Raw genomic sequence first — 18145 nt, 5'->3', positions numbered from 1 at the left:
GATCATGACTGGGATGGTTGCCAACGCAGCAGAGACTGGCGCAGGCGGCGGAATAATTGGTTGATAAGGAAGCCCAGAACGGCGGTGACGCTGATCACCACGAGCATGATGTCGAGCCGCTGTTGCACCTGCGCAGTCTGCATTGCCACGCCGAGGCCGGAGCCTGCGCCGGTGAGCAGTTCTGATCCGATGGTGGAAATCCAGGCAAAGGCGAGCGCCTGCGTGATGCCGGTCAGCACCAGCGGCATGGCGGCGGGCAGCAGGATGAAGCGGATGCGCTGTAGCGTGGTAAAGCGGTAGATGCCGCCCACTTCCAGATAGCGTCGCTCGACCTGTGCCACGCCCGCATGGCTGTTCAGCATCGACGGGAAGAAGGCGGACATGGCCACGACGATCAGCTCCGTCCCCTCGCCCACTCCAAACCACAGGCCGATGAGCGGCAGCCAGCCGATCATCGGCACCTGCCGCAGCGCGTGGAGCAGCGGTCCCAGCAGCCGATCGACCGGCTTCCAGATGCCCATGGCGATACCAGCGGCTACGCCCGGAGGAGCGCCAATGGCTAGGCCGGTGAACGCGCGTTGAAGCGTCGCCAGCGTGTCGCGCGCGAGATCGCCGTTGCGCATCAGTTCGGCGAGGGCGGCTGCAATGGCGGCTGGCGGCGTGGAAGTCGCGTTGCCGGCGCTCGCTTGCCACAGCAGAATGAGGAACAGCGGAGCTACAAGACCGATGGTGAGCCGGACCGGCCAACGGGAAAGTTGGGCGCTCATGCGGTCCTCCAGCGGCTGGCCCGACTTTCGACCCAGCGCGCGCCGCGATCGAGCAGAAAGCCGATAAGGCCGCTGACCACGACGCCGGCCAGCACTACATCAATCTGGAATAGCTGCCGCCCCATCTCCATCATCTGGCCAATCCCGCTGTCGGCGGCGAGCAGTTCGGCCGCGACGAGCACGACCCAGGCGCGGGTGAGCGAAATACGCAGCCCTGTCAGAACGGCCGGCACGGTCGCGGGAAGCAGGATGCACCCGATCAGCTGATGCAGCTTCAAGCGATAGACTTTGGCAACGTCGAACCAGTTGCGCGGCACGCCCTTGATGCCGTCGAATGTTGCGAGCGCCATCGGAAAGAAGGCGGCGATCGCCACGACCGCGATCTTGAAAGGCTCGTCAATGCCGAGGAACATGACCATCAGCGGCACGAAGGCGATGACGGGCACCTGCCATATGGTGTGGAAGAGGGGCGAGAGCACAGCCTCGATCAGTCGCGACAAGGCAAGCGCCGCGCCGAATGCCATGCCCGCGCTCGCCCCGATCGCGAAGCCGACGAGCAGCCGGTAGAGGCTGTCGCCCACATGCCGCTGCAACTCACCCGACGCAGCCATGTCGATCAGCGCCTTGGCAACGCCGCTGGGCGGCACCAGCACCTGCGGCGGAAAGAGGACGCTGGCGCAGGCAAGCTGCCATAGGGCGAGCAGCAGCGCCGGGGCAATAAAGGCCGCCAGAGACACATGCTTCAGGCGAAATCCAGTGGGCGGGGTCGTGGCGAGAGGAAGGCTGGCCATCAGCTTCGCGCCTCATGCGCCCAGAACTGTTCCAGCTTCAGGTCCTTCAGCGCCTTGTCGACGAAGCGTTCGTCGATCAGCGCGTCGGCATCGACCTTGTTGCGGATCAGGCCGCGCTGCAACGCATAGTCGGCAACGGAGCGATAATGGGTGCGCACTGCAGGATTGAACACGGGCGAGAAGCGCTCACGCCATGGGATGCCGCTATTGGCGTAATCCTTGGCTACGATCCGCTCGGGCAGGGCGCCGCGCGCGGCGTTGTGGATGACTTCGGCCTTGTTCGCCTCATCCGACGACCAGGCGGCGGCGCGGACGAAGGCGTCCACCACCAGCTGCGTCAGTTCAGGATGCGCATCGACGAAATCCGCGCGGCCGAACAGTTCGGCACGCATCTTCCAGTCGGCCGGCGCATCCCTCGTCGACCAGATCACCCGGCCGATGCCCTTCTGTTCGACCAGCAACCCGTCGGACAGCAGGACGGCGGCATCCACGCTGCCGGACTCCAGCGCGGCTGGGGTGGCCGAGGGATTGATGTTGACGATCTTGAAGTCGCTGAGCTTCAGGCCGCTGCTGTCGACCAGCTTGGAGAAGGGCAGCTCCCATGGGCGCCCGCGATGCAGCGCGATCCGCTTGCCCTTGAGGTCCGCGATAGTCTTTGCCGGCAGCCCCTTGCGCACGACGATATAGACGTCCTGCCCTTGGCCCACCGGTGCTACGATCTTCAACGGCACGCCGCCTGCTACCGCAATGGCAGCGGGAAAGTCGCCATAGGAGGCGAAATCGATCCGCTTGCCCGAAAAGCCTTCGTTGATGAGCGGTCCGCCAACGGCCGTCGAGACGGGGGTGAAGACAAGGTTCACCCCCTTCTTCGCCAGCTGATCCTTGAGCCAGCCTTGCTCGATTACCACGCCATTGAGGCCGTTGAACACCTGCTTGCCCTGATAGGGGTAAGCGATCGACGCAATGGTCAGGGTCTTGACCGCCTCGCCGCCTGTTGCTCCGCCCGATCCTCCACACCCGGTCAGCAGGGCGCCGCCCAGCGTGGCCAGGAGCAGCGCCAAGGCATGACGGCATCTGGAAAGGAAAGACGCGCTATATTGATAGGCCACTCTGCAAGGCTCCATGCTGCGAACCGGGTTTGACGAAAGGCCATGCATGTCGTGTGCCAAGCGGTCATTCGCGCGGTTCTGCGTGACTTCGGCGAAGCCATGGGCATCCTGCTGCTGATTTCGCCGCAGGAGCGGCCAGCCCACTGCGCGAAATGAAGCGGTCGTGGCCGTTCACGACTCGGTTCCGCCTGCCTGTGAACGGCTCTTCCATCTGGCACGCCCCTTGCGATGCCATTTGCCCTATGGTCAAATCGGGGCAATCCCCGCGTGGAGAAACGAGGATGTCGAACAGCGTCGCGCATAAGGACGGACCAGCCGGTCTGGACAGCATATGGGTGACCCGCTGCCCCGTACCCGCTGCGTCCGGCGTGGCCTGTGCCAAGGGCTGGATGACAGAGGCCTTTGGCCGGGACGGCATTACCGTCAAGCGCGTGCTGGAATTGGGCTTGAACCTGGTCGCCAGCGATCCCGAAAACCAGGCTCGCCACCTGTTCCGCGAGGGCGGCAATATCCAGGCGCTGGCAGCGCGCGCGCTGGGAACCCCGACGCGCGTCATCGGCCTCACATGGATCGATGAGAGGCAGGCCATCATGGTTCGACCCGACGTCGGCGTGCTTGATCCGGCCGATCTCAAAGGGCTGCGCTTCGCCCTGCCGGGCTATGGCCGCACGCGTGGCGAGAGCATCGCGCGCGGCATGGCGTTGCACGGGATCAAGAGCGCGCTGGCGCTGGGGGGGCTGACCTTGGATGACATCCAGATGACCGAAATTCCCGCTCCTCCCGTAGAACAGGCGAGCGTGGAGGGTATGAGGCGCCTGTGGCTTGGTCTTGAATGGCTCGCATCAGGACGTGTCGACGCGGTTTATGTGAAGGGTGCCGCCGGCGCCGAGGCGGCCCAGCGACTGGGGCTGGAGATCGGCATTGACCTTGACGCCTATCCCAGCCGCCTCGCGCGCGTGAACAACGGCACACCGCGCCCCATCGTCGTTCACCAGCACATGATTGATCACCATCCCCAACTGGTCGAGCGGTTCCTGGAGCAGAGCCTGCGCGCGGCCGACTGGGCGGCCGCCCATCCCGTTGAACTCAATGCGATCATCGCACAGGAAACATTGTCCGGCATCGATGGCGTGGAAGCCGCTTACCGCAACAATTTCCATCGCGCACTCCATCCGGACCTGTCCGATGAGCGGGTAGAAATGTTGAAGATACAGGCGCGATTCCTGTGGCTGCATGGCTTTCTGGAACAACCGGTCGATGTTGAAGAATGGATCTGTTCGGAGCCGCTCAGGGCCGTGCTGGAGCGCCGCGCGGAACGAGCTAGTTCGCTCTGAACATCCCGCTGATAGCTCAGCTAGTCGGCTAACTTTATTTTCTACTAAATTGAAAGACAATTAGCTGCTATTCCTGCCACGCCGGAGATGGAGGAAGCATGAGGAACAGTTCGCACAATCGGGTCGATGATCGCGCCGAAGTCGGCTTGGTTTCCGCCACCAATGGCGACGGTCGGCCATTGCTCGCATATGATTGCGACCAGCATCATGCCGTGGGGCCTCGTGCCCGCGCGCTGATCTTCAACGACCCGCGTTCGCGCGCGCTGCTGCCACTGATAGAACGGATTGCGCCCAGCGACGCCAATGTGCTGATCATGGGCGAAACCGGGACGGGCAAGGAACTGGTCGCGCGATATGTCCACAGCCTCAGCAATCGGGCGCGCACCCCTTTCGTCGCGGTCAATTGCGGAGCTTTTTCCGAATCGCTGATCGAAGGCGAGCTGTTCGGCTATGAAAAGGGTGCCTTCACGGGCGCCAATGTCGCCCGCCCGGGCTGGTTCGAAGCGGCCAATGGCGGGACGCTCTTTCTGGATGAATTGGGCGACCTCTCGCTGCCGCTACAAGTGAAGCTGCTGCGTGTGCTGCAGGAACGGGAAGTCGTTCGGCTGGGGTCCCGGAAGGCTGTTCCCCTCAACGTTCGCGTAATCGCCGCCACCAATGTCGAGCTGCAACAGGCAGTGAATGACGGTCGGTTCCGATCCGACCTGTTCTACCGCCTTCAGGTCGTCTCGATCCCGCTGCTCCCCTTGCGCGAACGGCGTGCCGACATCCTGCCGCTCGCCCGCCACTTCCTAGAGATATACGGCACGCGCGCCGGCGCCAACCGTCTGGAACTGAGCGCCGCGGCAGAAGAAGCCCTGTTTCAGCATGGTTGGCCTGGCAATATCCGCGAACTGGAAAACGCCATTCACCGCGGCACGCTTATCTGCGAGGAAGGTCGCATTCAGCCTGCCGATCTCGGGCTCGGAGAAGTCGCGGCGACTGCGGAGTCGAGCGGTGACAGTAGTTCGCTGGAGGAAGCGGTACGTCCGTTCATTGGACGGCTGCTGAAGGGTAAGCATGACCAATTGCTCGACAGGCTGGTAGCATTCACGGTGACGGAAGCATTCCGCCGGTCCGGTGAGAACCAGATCAAGACGGCCGAGGTGCTTGGTATCACGCGCAATGTGGTGCGGACGCATCTGAAGAATCTCGATCTGATCTGAAGGTTGGGTTTGCTCGTCATCGCGGTCAGAGCCGGGACGCTGCCACTTTCTCACTTCCGCATGGCACTCCGCTGCAAACGCAACAGCGCCGCTGCTCAATAAGCCGCAGCCGCGCCATTCACCGACGCCACGGTTCCGCGAAATTCCGCCGTTTTCTGGATTGGCACAGCTCTTGCGAACTCCTCCGAACAATCAATCGGAGACATGCCAGCCGTGCCAACTCAGCCCAACAGCGCCGCCATAAAGGCCAGCCAGCCCGACGAAATCTGGTTCACCCGCTGCCCCGTGCCGACCGCTACGGGCATCGCTTACAAGCTGGGCTGGCTGACCGAGAGTTTCGAGGCGGCCGACGTCGCGCTCAAAACTTTGCAGCAGTCCGGATCGGAGCTTGGCCGCCACCATTATGACCATCGCCTGCCGACGCTGATCCGCGAAGGCGGCAACATGCTGGCGATCGCCGCCCGCGCGCAAGGTGAACCGACCAAGCTCATCGGCCTGACGTGGATCGAGGAAAGCCAGTTGATCCTCGCTCGCCCGGACTCCGGCATCCGTAGCGCCGCCGATCTCAAGGGCAAGCGACTCGCCCTCCCCGGCTGGAGCCACAACGATATTCCTGGCCATGTGCGCGGCACCAGCATCGCGCGTGGCATGTCACTGGCGGGCTACAAGGGCGTACTGGCTTCGGCTGGGCTCACGTTCGATGACGTGGACCTGATCGAAACGCCCGACCGGCTGCGCAACATAGGGGGCAGCGGGCGCGACTTGCTGCCGCATGGGGAAGGCCGGCGCAGCGGCGTCGGCCGACTCTGGCCGATCGAGGCACTGGTGGAAGGCAAGGTTGACGCCATCTACGTCAAGGGCGCGGCCGCAATCGACCAGGCGCGCGAGAACGGGCTGGTGGTAGCCATCGACCTCGACGCGCTGCCCGACCCCCGCTTCCGCGTGAACAATGGCACGCCCCGCCCGATCACCGTGCATCAGAGCCTGATCGACGACCATTTCGACCTGCTGGTGCGCTTCCTTGCTGTCACGCTACGCGCGGCGGACTGGGTGGCCGAGCAGCCCGATCGCCTGCGGGATATCCTGGCCTATGAAACGGATGGCAGCGCTGCGGCGGTCGATCAAGCCTATGCGAAGCTGCACGAAGGGCTCCATCCGACGCTGGATGCGGAACGGCTGACCCTCCTCGAGCAACAAAAGAAATTCCTGTTCACCCACGGCTTCCTCGACGCGGATTTCGCGCTGTCTGACTGGATCGATCCGCGCCCGCTCGAAGCCGCCCGCGCCTTCAACGAACAGCGTCCCGCACCGGTCGCCATCCCCGCCTGAAAGGAAACATCATGTCTGACGTCAACGGACTTTCGAAAGCTACGATCGACTTCGTGCTGCAAACGGAAAAGGACGCACGCCGCGCCTTCCGCGTCTTGCGCGAAACCCGCACCATTTCTGCGAGCGGCACCCTGTTCTTCGCCGTCCGCGTGCCTGATGAAGAGAAGATCATCACGCTGAACTATGCTGGGCTGTGGGAAGACGATCCGGATCAGGCCGTCACCAGCGTGCTCGGCTTCGACGGGACGCTGTATTGGGGCAACGCCCCGGGCGGCGCGGCCCGCTATCTAAAGATCTTCAAGAAATATCCCGATTTTCAGGCGATCAGCCATGTGCACACGCCGCATCTGGGCGCTTATTCGCAGGCCCATTCGGAACTGCCGCTGCTCTATGTGCCCAACCGCCGCTTCCGCTTCACCGCGCAGCTCCCGGTCTACATCAACCGCCGCCAGCCGGAGCCGGACTTTATCCTCGATTCCATCGAGCAGGACCGGGAAGTGCCCGGCATCGTGGAAGCCAATGGCGGCGCGACGATCTGGAGCTGGAAGGGGTTGCGCGACCTCACCAACAATATCGTGCTGCTGGAGGAAGGCGCACAGTTCCAGATCCTTGCAGCGGCGCTCGGCGGCTCCGAGCCCTTCGGCCCCGGTGTTCTGGAGCAGCAGTGGAAGATGGGCAAGCTGGTGCCGCCCGAGGCGCGCGTCGACGACGACGGCACAATCCACCTACCCGAAACGGCGCTAGCCGCTGAATGACCATGATGGCCGACGCTTCTCCGCGCCGGTCACCTCCTGACCCGGAGCATTTTCCATGTCCGAAAAGAAGCGCCAGCTCGCGCTTGCCGTATTCCTCACCCGCCACGGCCATCATCCTGGCGCATGGCGTCAGCCGAGCACGGCCGAAACCGGCAAGCCGGATTTCCGCTATTGGGCCGACCTCGTCCGCACCGCCGAGCGCGGCAAGCTGGACGCCGCCTTCTTCGCCGATTTCGTGGGACAAAGCGGCGACAACACCAAAGGCATAGCGCGCCGCTACGCCTTCCTTGATTTCGAACCGCTGACCGCGACGGCCGCTCTGGCCAGCATTACCAGTCATATCGGCCTGGTCGCGACGGTGAACACCAATTTCGAACAGCCCTATGCGCTGGCCCGACGCTTCGCCTCGCTCGATCACATCAGCGGCGGTCGAATAGGCTGGAACATCGTATCATCGCTGGCCGACGGCGCGGCGAAGAGCTTCGGCATCGAGCAGCCCGCCAGCCATGCCGAACGCTACGAGCGCGCCCATGACTTTGTCGAACTGGCCAAAGCGCTGTGGAACAGCTGGGAAGACGACGCCTTCGAGGGCGCGGACAAGGAGAGCGGCATCTATCTGAACGCCGACGCGGTCCATCCGGTCCACTACCGCGGCCCCTATTATGGCATCGACAGCGTGCTGGACATGCCTCGGCCCATCCAAGGCTATCCAGTCTTCGCGCAGGCCGGCAATTCGGAAGTCGGCCGCGATTTCGCCGCCCGACATGCCGAGATGATCTACGCCGCCGCCCAGTTCATCGAAGATGCTCAGGCCTTCTACAAGGATGTGAAGGCGCGTGTCGCCAGCTATGGCCGCAATCCCGATACGCTGAAGGTCATGCCCGGCCTCTCCTTCACGATCGGCTCCAGCTTGCAGGAGGCACAGGACAAGTTCGGCGCACTGGAGGAGAAGGTCGATTTCTCCGGCGACCTCAACCTCATGGGCCAGGATGTCAGCGCCTATCCGCTCGACGGACCATTGCCAGATCTGCCTGAGCCGGAAAATGGCAAAGGCCGCTGGCGGCAACTCACAGCGCTGGCGCGGCGCGAGAATCTTACCATTCGCCAGCTCTTCCTGCGCTTCAACGCCGTGAGGGGGCACCGGGTGGTGTTGGGTACGCCCGCCGACATCGCCGACCAGATTCAGGACTGGTTCGAGCGCGATGCCGCCGACGGCTTCAACCTCATCCCGCCGCTATTGCCCAGTTCGCTGGAAGATTTCGTCAACCTAGTGGTGCCCGAGCTGCAGCGGCGCGGCCTGTTCCGCACCGAATATGAAGGCGTGACGCTGCGCCAACATCTGAACCTTCCGCGTCCCGCCAATCCAAACGCCCGGACGGTTTCAGCCGAAGCCCCCCTCCTCGAAGCCGCACAATAAAGGAACAGACGCATGAGCCAGAAACTCGACACCCTTTGGTACACTCGCTGTCCGGTGCCGACCGGCCTTGGCATCGCCATCCAGCAGGGTTGGCTGGAAGACGCCTTTCGGACGCAGGGCACCAGCCTGTCCTCGCTGCTCGAATCCAGCGACTTCTCCAAGCGGGAGTCCCACTTCTCGCATACGGTGCAGAACAGCGTCCGGCATGGCGGCAACATCCCGGCGATCAGCGCGCGCGCACGGGGCCGCGATACTCGCGTGATAGGCCTGTCTTGGGCCGATGAGACGCAGTTGATCCTCGCCAGCCCGGAGTCCGGCATCACTTCCGTTCGTGACCTCAAGGGCCGCCGTTTCGGCCTGCCGAACTGGAAGAATGTGGAGATCGACTTTTCTCGCGCTCAGGCCATCCGCGGTCTGGAAAATGCGCTGCGGCTCGAAGGCCTGGAAGTATCCGACGTCGAGCTCGTGGATCAGGACATCGACACCCATTATAGCGACGGCCAGGCGCAGACCGTCGGCGGCACACTCGCCTGGAATGGCCGGAGCACCAGCCGGGCGCGCGCCAACAATCTTGAACTCATCGCCCTGCTGCGCGGCGAAGTCGATGCAATCTTCCTCAAGGGCGCGGGCGGCGCGCAGATCGCGCATCAGTTCGGCCTGACCACGGTGGTCGACACCGGCATCCATCCCGATCCGCTGGTTCGATCCAACAATGGCACGCCGCGCACGCTCGCTGTGGACGGCCATCTGATCGACAATCATTTCGACGCTGCCGTTACCATCGTCGAGCAGGTCCTGCGCGCCGAACATTGGGCGCAATCGCACGCCTCCGAAGTGCGACGCTACCTCGCGCGCGAGACCAATAGCAGCGAATATTGGGTGAGCATCGCTTATGGCGAGGATGCGCAGACGAAGCTGAAAACCGACCTTGCCGAACAGTCGGTCACCGCGATCCAGGACTTCACCAACTTCCTGCAGCGCTGGAACTTCATCCCGCAGAGCTTCGACGTGCGCGACTGGATCGATGCGCGCCCGCTCGAAGCGGCGCAGTCGCTCGCTCTGGCGAGCTGATCGCGATCATGGGGGATAGGGGGTTATTTCGCCGCAGCCCTTTGCTGCGCTGCCTCGCCATCTACGGCGAAATGCCGGGGCGCTTTCTGTTGACCGCCGTCCTGCTGGCGGCGGTCAATATCGCGCTGGTTGGACAGCAGGTGCTGGTCGGCCATGCCGTGCAGGAAGCGCAGCATGGCAAGTTGGTGGTCGCCGGGTCAGGTGGCCTTGATTATAGCCGCGCCTGGTTCTGGGTCATGCTGCTGCTCGGGCTGTCGCTTGCTCGCGCAGCGTTGCAATACGGAGCCGGCCTGCTTTCCCTCTCGATCGGCCAGAGGCTGCTGACCATCCTGCGGGGACGCATCCTGACGCAGATCCAGCGGCTCGACCTCGCCTATCACTGGCGCCATGGCGTCGGCGAGATGGTGACCCGAATGACGCGCGATGCCGACAAGGTGCGGGACGCGCTCATCAACTTCTGGCGGCAGATTTTCGAAACCGGCCTGATCGTCGCCATCTCCCTTGGCCTGCTGTTCCTTTACTCGCCCTGGCTGGCGCTTGTTCCCGCCGCGCTGCTGCTGATCGGCATAGCCCTGCTTTGGGCCCAAGCCGACACGCTGGTCGCGCTCGATCACCGCATTGGGGCTGCTTATGACGCAGTGACGCAGGACCTGTCCGAAGGGGTGAATGGCGTCCGGGTGATCAAGGCTTTCTCGCTAGGCGAAGCGCGTGCCGAACGCTTCCGCAATCACGTCGATCTGTTCCGCGCCGAAGCGCGCGCCGCGATCCGCCATGCGTCGCGCCGCGTGCCGCTCCCGCAGACGATCATCGCGCTTTCCCATGCCTGGGTGCTGGGTTTCAGCGCCTGGATGGTCGCTCAGGACAGCTTGGGTCTTGGCTCGCTTGTTGCGGCGATGCTGGTGGTGAACACGCTGGTTCTGCGTATTGAGGGGATCGGTCGGCTGCTTCAGGTTATCGCCGATGCGCGTGCGTCAGCCGCTCGAATATGGGAGGTGCTCGACGCAGAGCCGGTGATCCGCTCGGGCACACAGCCCCTGCCCCCTGGTCCGCTGGGGGTTCGCCTGCGCAACCTGTCCGCCTCCCCGTTGGGCGATGGCGCTACTGTGCTGCGCGATCTGAGCCTCTCGGTCCAGCCAGGCGAGGTCGTCGCGCTGGTGGGCGCGACGGGATCGGGCAAGAGCATTCTTACGGCGCTTCTCCCCCGCTTGGTCGAAGTGGATGAGGGGGCGGTCGAGATTGGTTCTGATGAAGCTGGCTGGCAGGACGTGCGCGCAAGCGACCTGCGCGAACTACGTCGCCGCGTCCATGTGCTGCCGCAGGAAAGCTTCCTCTTTTCCGACAGCTTGGCTGCCAATCTGCGGCTGTGCGCGCCCGACGCCACCGATGCGCAGCTGCGCGAGGCGCTAGACAACGCCGCCGCTGGAGAGCTGCTCGAACGACTGAGCGAAGGATTGGAGACCCACGTCGGCGATCGCGGCGCGACGCTTTCGGGCGGGCAGCGCCAGCGCGCCTGCCTCGCCCGGGCCTTGCTTGCCGACGCCGACATCCTTGTGCTGGACGATGCGACCAGCGCGCTCGACGCCCGCACCGAACGGCGCGCGATCGACAATATCCGCACTCTGCGCAGCGGCCGGACTCGGCCGCTCACAATGTTGATCGTAGCGAGCCGCCTGTCGACTGCCCTGATTGCTGATCGTGTTGCTGTGCTCGGTGAGGGCCGGATTATTGCGCAGGGCACGCCAGAACATCTGGCGAAGAACAGCGCGTCCTATCGCGCCTTGATGGGGCTTTGAGGTCATGAATGCATTTCGCGGCGACAGCGCCCTTTCCGACATCGAACTCGAGGAAAAATTCTCGAAGCGCAGCTTGAATCAGAGCGTTACTACCCGCCTGCTCCCGCTCGTGGCGCCCGTATGGCGGCCGATCGCAGCGGTGATCGGGATCGAAATGGTGCAGGTGCTAGCCATCTTCGCGCGACCAATGCTAATTGGGCTGGTCGTTGACCGCGGGCTGCGCGAGACAGGCGTGGACGCACCCCTGATCGCCTGGGCATGCGCGGGTCTTGCGGCGACATGGGGTCTGCGCTTCATCCTCGGGGGGCTGTCCCAATATTGGGCCGGCGTCGCCGCCATTCGCGTTCTTAACGATTTGCGCACGCGAGTCTTTGCACATGTCCAGCGTCTTGGCGTGGGCTATTTCGACCGTACCAAGGCGGGCCGCATCATCGCCCGCGCGGACCGGGACGTCGACACTCTGGAGCCACTCCTTATCCAGGGGCCGCCCGAATTTCTCTCGGCCGTGCTGCGCCTCTGCCTTTCGGGCTTCCTTCTCTGGCTCATCGCCCCGGCTCTTCTGGCCGGCCTCGCCGCAGTGGTGCCGGTACTGATCCTCGCCACCATCCTCTTCAAACGTGTGGCGCAGCGAAGCTGGGCCAGAGTCGCGGAAAATCGCAGCCGCTTCACTGCTCATCTGGTCGAAACTGTGGCGGCCGTCCGCCTGATCAAGCAATCCGGGCGGGACCAGGAAAATCTCGCGAAATATCAGGGGCTGCTCGAAGACTTCAACTCCTCGCTGATCTTCGGCTCGATCCGATCCGGATGGTTCGCACCGTTCACCGGCCTGTTGACGACGACCGGCCTGGCGATGACACTGGTTATCGGCGGTCGCGGGCTTGCTCTGGGCACCCTCACGCTGGGGGAGCTGACGCAAAGCCTGTTCTACGTGTTCCTTTTCCTTGCCCCGCTACAGGAGTTCAGCGACCTTTTCGAGCGCTTCGCCAATGGGACTGCCTGCGCCCAGCGCATCTTCCTGCTGCTGTATACAGAACCGGAAATTACCGATGTTCCCGCAGCTCTCAATCCCCCAACGGTGCAGGGGCACATCGAGTTTCGCGATGTAAGTTTCGGCTATAACTCCGACAAACGAGTGATTCACAATCTGAACCTCACGATCCAACCCGGTGAACTGCTGGCGATCGTGGGACCGACTGGGCATGGCAAAAGCACGCTCGTGCAACTGCTCACCCGCTTCTATGATGTGGATGCTGGTGCAGTCTTTTTGGACGGACAGGACATCAGGAATTTCGCTGAACGAAGCCTGCGAAGCCACATTGGTGTCGTGCTGCAGGACAATGTGCTGTTTGGCGGCACCGTGCTGGACAATTTGCGTCTAGCCAAGCCAGATGCGAAAGATGAGGATTTGATTGCAGCGTCGAAACGCCTCGGCGCCCACGAAGTGCTGAGCGCGCTGCCGCATGCTTACGCAACGCAAGTGGGACCGCTTGGGAGCCAGCTGAGCCAAGGGCAACGTCAGCTTGTCTGCCTCGTGCGCGCCTATCTGGCCAATCCTTCCGTTCTGGTATTGGACGAAGCGACATCCGCCATCGACGTGAGTACCGAGCGCAGGATTCAGCAAGCACTTCGCGTGCTGTGCGAGGGGCGGACCGCCTTGGTCATCGCGCATCGGCTGGAGACAATCCGTTCGGCGCATCGGATAGTGGTCATCGAAAACGGTCAGGTGATCGAGACGGGGCCACATGCCGCCCTGATCGCGAAGAGCGGACATTATGCTGCGCTGCATGGCAGTTACGAAAGGGCGGCGAACGTGGATCAGGTCAATACAGTCCAACAGGGTGATTTACGTCCTGCAGCAAGCGCGGTCTGACGATCGTCAACCCACTTGTGCGACATCTGAGAAGCGGCCATCCCACGAATCCGAGCGGCCGGTTCGTCGGCGCGATCTTCCTCAAAGGCCTCATTGGGAAAACCTTGCGAGGAATGGAAGCGGCAGTCGCGGCTGGCCGCTTCACTGGCGGCCGCGCCTATGCTTACAAGAAGAAGAAGAAGAAGATGCTTGATGCCAATGGAGGACCGATCGCTGGCCATCCCGAGATCGATGCGGGCAAAGCCGGAATCCTGAGGCGGATCTTCCGGGATTTCGCAAACGGCCTGTCCGCCATCGCGATAGCCACGGCGCTGAATGAAGAGGGCATCCCCGACCCGCGCGGCGGAGAATGGAATGCTTCGACGATCCGCCGAAATCCCAAAGCCCTAACCGGCATCCTCAACAACCCGCTCTACATCGGGCGGCTGGTTTGGGGCCGCCGGCAGTGGCGGCGCAATCCCGACAGCGAGACGCGTGAACGGCGCTATCGGCTGCGCGATCGATCGGAGTGGATCCAAGTCAAGGTAGCCGACCTGCGCATCATTGACCAGGAATTCTGGGAGCCGGTGCGAGCGAAATGGTCCGCCGGTCGATTTCAGATAAGCGGGAAGGGGAACATAGCGTCAAACCGCAATCACCTGCCGGCAAGCCCCCCGAAAGGCATCTGCTTTCGGGGCTGATCAAGTGCAGCTGCTGCGGCGCCAACTATAGGATCAGCGGAAAAGACTATTATCGCTGCGCCGGGCAGAAGGAGCGCGGGACGTGTGGCAACGCGCTGTCGGTACGCAAGCGCGCGCTGGGACAGGTGGCCATTGGGGTTCTCCAGCATCACCTTTTCATTGAGGATCATTCCCGCCTGTTCGCCGCGACGTACAACCGTGACGTTACATAGATCAGGGGCGGACCAGTTGATCGGGATAGATCGCGAAAAATCGGTTTCTGGTGATGGAGAGTTGGTGATTGTGTCTCCCAATCTCTTTAGCGGACTCCCCTTCAGCCTAACGCTGATGAAATTGCTATCGGAGTCAGAGATGGAGAGAGCGGCTTTTTCAGTCCGGTTGGCTTGATCGGCTTCGGAGAACCCGATCGCCGAGATCCTGCAGCATCCGATGTTGGTCCAGAAGTTAGTGAAAGCTCGGAGCGCTGCTCGATACCCCCGATGGAGAGGCCATTCGGACCGAAGCCGCAACATCTTGGAGGATTTATCGGAAGGGTTTGCGGTCTATGGGAGACGCAGCGATGACAGTTCCAGTGGCGAAGCTGCCGCGTTGATGCATCAGCTAATCGAGAGCGTGACGATCTATCCTGACGGCGCTCGGGGTCCCGAAGCGGAGATCGTGTCAACGTGACGGATTTAGCGGCGTTTGCCCTAAACGCGAACGCCGCCCCGTGGGGCGGCGTTTGTAGTTCTATGGCGGTGGTTGCGGGAGCAGGATTTGAACCTGCGACCTTCAGGTTATGAGCCTGACGAGCTACCGGGCTGCTCCATCCCGCGCCACCAAAGGTAAAAGGGCGGCTTTATGGGCCGCCCTTTTATGAACTATGTGAATGGGTTTTGTTGTTTCAAAGCGCGAGCTTCAATGCCTGGCGACGCCCTACTCTTCCGGGGCTTGAGCCACAGTACCATCGGCGCAGACTGGTTTCACGGCCGAGTTCGGGATGGGATCGGGTGGGTCACAGACGCTATGGTCACCAAGCAATGAAGCTTGCGCTTTGGGTATTAATCGATGCCGTGCACTTTGGGTATTTGAGTATCTGGCTTGAGGTGATCACCACATCGCCGACGCTGCTTTCCAGCATTGTCATTGATGGTGGGACTCTCAGGCGCGATCAGAGCAATTAGGACCGGTTAGCTCCATATGTTACCACACTTCTACATCCGGCCTATCAAGGTCGTGGTCTACGACCGCTCGAAGAAATCTTATCTTGAGGGAGGCTTCCCGCTTAGATGCTTTCAGCGGTTATCCCGTCCATACATAGCTACCCTGCTGCGCCCTTGGCAGGACGACAGGTACACCAGAGGTATGTTCAACCCGGTCCTCTCGTACTAGGGTCAACTCCTCTCAAATTTCGACGCCCACGGCAGATAGGGACCAAACTGTCTCGCGACGTTCTGAACCCAGCTCACGTACCACTTTAATTGGCGAACAGCCAAACCCTTGGGACCTGCTCCAGCCCCAGGATGTGATGAGCCGACATCGAGGTGCCAAACGATTCCGTCGATATGAGCTCTTGGGAATCATCAGCCTGTTATCCCCGGCGTACCTTTTATCCGTTGAGCGATGGCCCTTCCACGAGGGACCACCGGATCACTATGACCGACTTTCGTCTCTGCTCGACTTGTCAGTCTCGCAGTCAGGCGGGCTTATGCCATTGCACTCTAACAGACGGTTTCCAACCGTCCTGAGCCCACCATCGCGCGCCTCCGTTACTCTTTAGGAGGCGACCGCCCCAGTCAAACTACCCGCCACAGAGGGTCCCTGCACCGGATAACGGTGCGAGGTTAGACATCAGAAAACAACAGGGTGGTATTTCACCTATGGCTCCACGACAACTGGCGTCATCGCTTCAAAGCCTCCCACCTATGCTACACAGTTCTTTCCTAATGCCACTCTGAAGCTGCAGTAAAGGTGCACGGGGTCTTTCCGTCTAACCGCGGGTACTCCGCATCTTCACGGAGAATTCAATTTCGCTGAGCATATCCTGGAGACAGTGGGGAAGTCGTTACGCCATTCGTGCAGGTCGGAACTTACCCGACAAGGAATTTCGCTACCTTAGGACCGTTATAGTTACGGCCGCCGTTTACCTGGGCTTCAATTCAGAGCTTGCACTCCTCCTCTTAACCTTCAGGCACCGGGCAGGCGTCAGGCCCTATACGTCGTCTTGAAGCCGACTTAGCAGAGCCCTGTGTTTTTGCTAAACAGTCGCTACCCCCTGGCCTGTGCCCCCCATCAAAAGTTGCCTTAAGATGGGGCCTCCTTCTTCCGAAGGTACGGAGGCAATTTGCCGAGTTCCTTCAGGATACTTCTCTCAAACGCCTTGGTATACTCTACCATTCCACCTGTGTCGGTTTAGGGTACGGTCTATACGGTGGGGCTATTTCCTGGGACAACTTCCCTGCCCGGACCAATCCAATAAGGCCGAACAAGTTACGCCATCCGTCACACACCACCAGGCCCACGAATATTAACGTGGTTCCCATCGACTACCCCCTTCGGGCTCGTCTTAGGGGCCGGCTTACCCTGCTCAGATTAGCTTTAAGCAGGAACCCTTGGAATTTCGGCGACAGTGCATCTCACACTGTTAATCGCTACTCATGTCTGCATTCGCACTTCCGATACCTCCACGGTCGGTTACCCTTCCGCTTCAACGGCCTACGGAACGCTCCGCTACCGCTCAGTCAAAGACTGAACCCTAAGCTTCGGTGCACGTCTTGAGCCCCGTTACATCTTCGCCGCAGGATCTCTTATTTAGACCAGTGAGCTGTTACGCTTTCTTTAAAGGATGGCTGCTTCTAAGCCAACCTCCTGGTTGTTTTGGAAATCCCACATGCTTTCCCACTTAGACGTGACTTGGGGACCTTAGCTGTAGGTTAGGGCTGTTTCCCTTTTGACGACGGACCTTAGCACCCGCCGTCTGTCTGCCGGACTAGACTCGTTGGTATTCGGAGTTTGGTTAGTATTGGTAGATCTCGCGACCCCCGCAACCATCCAGTGCTCTACCCCCAACGGCAATCATCCGACGCTCTACCTCAATAGATTTCGCGGAGAACCAGCTATTTCCCGGCTTGATTGGCCTTTCACCCCTAAGCACAACTCATCCGATAATTTTTCAACATTAAACGGTTCGGTCCTCCAGTGCGTGTTACCGCACCTTCAACCTGGTCATGCATAGATCGCCGGGTTTCGGGTCTAATGCATCGAACTCATGGTCGCCCTATTCAGACTCGCTTTCGCTGCGCCTACACCTAACGGCTTAAGCTTGCTCGATACACTAAGTCACAGACCCATTATGCAAGAGGTACGCTGTCAGATCTCAAGGATCCTCCAACTGCTTGTAGGCATCCGGTTTCAGGTACTGTTTCACTCCCCTCATCGGGGTGCTTTTCACCTTTCCCTCACGGTACTGGTTCGCTATCGGTCATGTACGAGTATTTAGGCTTGGAGGGTGGTCCCCCCATGTTCAGACAGGGTTTCACGTGCCCCGCCCTACTCAAGTCCTGTTGTTTCGCTTTCGCATACGGGACTGTCACCCGCTATGGTCAAACTTTCCAGAATGTTCTGCTAACTAAACAACAGGCACTGGCCTGGTCCGCGTTCGCTCGCCACTACTAACGGAATCTCGGTTGATGTCTTTTCCTCCAGGTACTGAGATGTTTCAGTTCCCCGGGTTCGCTTCACCAAAGCCTATTTTATTCAGCTTAGTGATACCTCTCCCATTTAACGCCCGCCCAGCTCGAAAGCTGGAAAGACCTTAAATGGTGAAGGTGGGTTGTCCCATTCGGAAATCGCGGGATCAAAGCTTGCTCACAGCTCCCCCACGCTTATCGCAGCGTGCCACGTCCTTCATCGCCTGTACATGCCAAGGCATTCACCAGATGCCCTTACCTCACGCTTGAGAGTCCACACCACCAATGACAGCACTGGAGAAGCACTGCGCATCAGCTTGTATTCGGTGTGGTGATTTAACTCAGCCAGATAATCA

The 18145-nt window shown here is 61.2% G+C and carries 13 protein-coding genes, 1 tRNA gene and 2 rRNA genes; 10 read left to right on the top strand and 6 right to left on the bottom strand.

The window, feature by feature from the left end; all coding sequences use genetic code 11:
- Window positions 1-2 precede the first annotated feature (2 nt).
- Genes ACYU8T_RS16065 through ACYU8T_RS16055 form a run of 3 tightly spaced genes read right to left on the bottom strand, consistent with a single transcriptional unit; the run spans window position 3 to window position 2619 of the window.
- The gene (locus tag ACYU8T_RS16065; protein ID WP_236575065.1) at window positions 3-767 is read right to left on the bottom strand and encodes an ABC transporter permease; all 765 of its coding nucleotides are present in this window, start codon (window positions 765-767) and stop codon (window positions 3-5) included.
- Window positions 764-1558: an ABC transporter permease gene (locus ACYU8T_RS16060; RefSeq protein ID WP_201515306.1), complete on the bottom strand. Its 795-nt coding sequence runs from the start codon at window positions 1556-1558 to the stop codon at window positions 764-766. Before ACYU8T_RS16060 ends, ACYU8T_RS16065 begins: the two co-directional genes overlap by 4 nt.
- Window positions 1558-2619 carry an ABC transporter substrate-binding protein gene (locus tag ACYU8T_RS16055; RefSeq protein ID WP_461160264.1) on the bottom strand — a complete coding sequence of 354 codons (1062 nt, stop codon included), beginning with the start codon at window positions 2617-2619 and terminating at the stop codon, window positions 1558-1560. The genes ACYU8T_RS16060 and ACYU8T_RS16055 overlap by 1 nt, the downstream gene beginning before the upstream one ends.
- Before the next feature lie 329 nt (window positions 2620-2948).
- Here ACYU8T_RS16055 and ACYU8T_RS16050 point away from each other — a divergent pair, with 329 nt between their 5' ends.
- From ACYU8T_RS16050 to ACYU8T_RS16005, 10 genes are all read left to right on the top strand, one after another.
- Complete coding sequence (locus ACYU8T_RS16050) at window positions 2949-4001, top strand: ABC transporter substrate-binding protein (RefSeq protein WP_461160263.1); 1053 nt, start codon at window positions 2949-2951, stop codon at window positions 3999-4001.
- Between the two features lie 98 nt (window positions 4002-4099).
- The gene (locus ACYU8T_RS16045) at window positions 4100-5206 is read left to right on the top strand and encodes a sigma-54 interaction domain-containing protein (RefSeq protein WP_461160262.1); all 1107 of its coding nucleotides are present in this window, start codon (window positions 4100-4102) and stop codon (window positions 5204-5206) included.
- A gap of 213 nt (window positions 5207-5419) precedes the next feature.
- On the top strand, window positions 5420-6535 hold the full coding sequence (locus ACYU8T_RS16040) for an ABC transporter substrate-binding protein (RefSeq protein ID WP_461160261.1): 1116 nt from the start codon (window positions 5420-5422) through the stop codon (window positions 6533-6535).
- 11 nt (window positions 6536-6546) lie between these two features.
- Window positions 6547-7290 (top strand): class II aldolase/adducin family protein, encoded by a 744-nt coding sequence (locus ACYU8T_RS16035; protein WP_461160260.1) that lies wholly within the window; start codon window positions 6547-6549, stop codon window positions 7288-7290.
- Between the two features lie 55 nt (window positions 7291-7345).
- Entirely contained in the window at window positions 7346-8707 is a 1362-nt protein-coding gene (locus tag ACYU8T_RS16030) for an LLM class flavin-dependent oxidoreductase (RefSeq protein WP_461160259.1), read from the top strand.
- A gap of 12 nt (window positions 8708-8719) precedes the next feature.
- Complete coding sequence (locus ACYU8T_RS16025) at window positions 8720-9778, top strand: ABC transporter substrate-binding protein (protein WP_461160258.1); 1059 nt, start codon at window positions 8720-8722, stop codon at window positions 9776-9778.
- Window positions 9779-9786: 8 nt separating this feature from the next.
- Entirely contained in the window at window positions 9787-11571 is a 1785-nt protein-coding gene (locus ACYU8T_RS16020; RefSeq protein ID WP_461160257.1) for an ABC transporter ATP-binding protein, read from the top strand.
- A 4-nt stretch (window positions 11572-11575) separates the two neighbouring features.
- The gene (locus tag ACYU8T_RS16015) at window positions 11576-13441 is read left to right on the top strand and encodes an ABC transporter ATP-binding protein (RefSeq protein ID WP_461160256.1); all 1866 of its coding nucleotides are present in this window, start codon (window positions 11576-11578) and stop codon (window positions 13439-13441) included.
- 113 nt (window positions 13442-13554) lie between these two features.
- A complete protein-coding gene (locus ACYU8T_RS16010) occupies window positions 13555-14121 on the top strand; it encodes a recombinase family protein (protein WP_461160255.1) in 567 nt (188 codons plus the stop codon).
- On the top strand, window positions 14019-14333 hold the full coding sequence (locus ACYU8T_RS16005; protein WP_461160254.1) for a recombinase zinc ribbon domain-containing protein: 315 nt from the start codon (window positions 14019-14021) through the stop codon (window positions 14331-14333). The genes ACYU8T_RS16010 and ACYU8T_RS16005 overlap by 103 nt, the downstream gene beginning before the upstream one ends.
- Window positions 14334-14859: 526 nt before the next feature.
- Here the strand turns inward: ACYU8T_RS16005 and ACYU8T_RS16000 are convergent.
- From ACYU8T_RS16000 to ACYU8T_RS15990, 3 genes are all read right to left on the bottom strand, one after another.
- Window positions 14860-14936 (bottom strand) — tRNA-Met (locus ACYU8T_RS16000).
- An 87-nt stretch (window positions 14937-15023) separates the two neighbouring features.
- Window positions 15024-15138: ribosomal RNA gene (gene rrf / locus ACYU8T_RS15995) — 5S ribosomal RNA — on the bottom strand.
- A gap of 122 nt (window positions 15139-15260) precedes the next feature.
- Window positions 15261-18058 (bottom strand): 23S ribosomal RNA (locus ACYU8T_RS15990).
- Between the last annotated feature and the right edge of the window lie 87 nt (window positions 18059-18145).

This window comes from Sphingobium sp. TomMM35A (genome assembly GCF_054771735.1).
The sequence above is the reverse complement of the archived record's forward strand: the minus strand, read 5'-3'. Positions and strand labels throughout refer to the sequence as shown.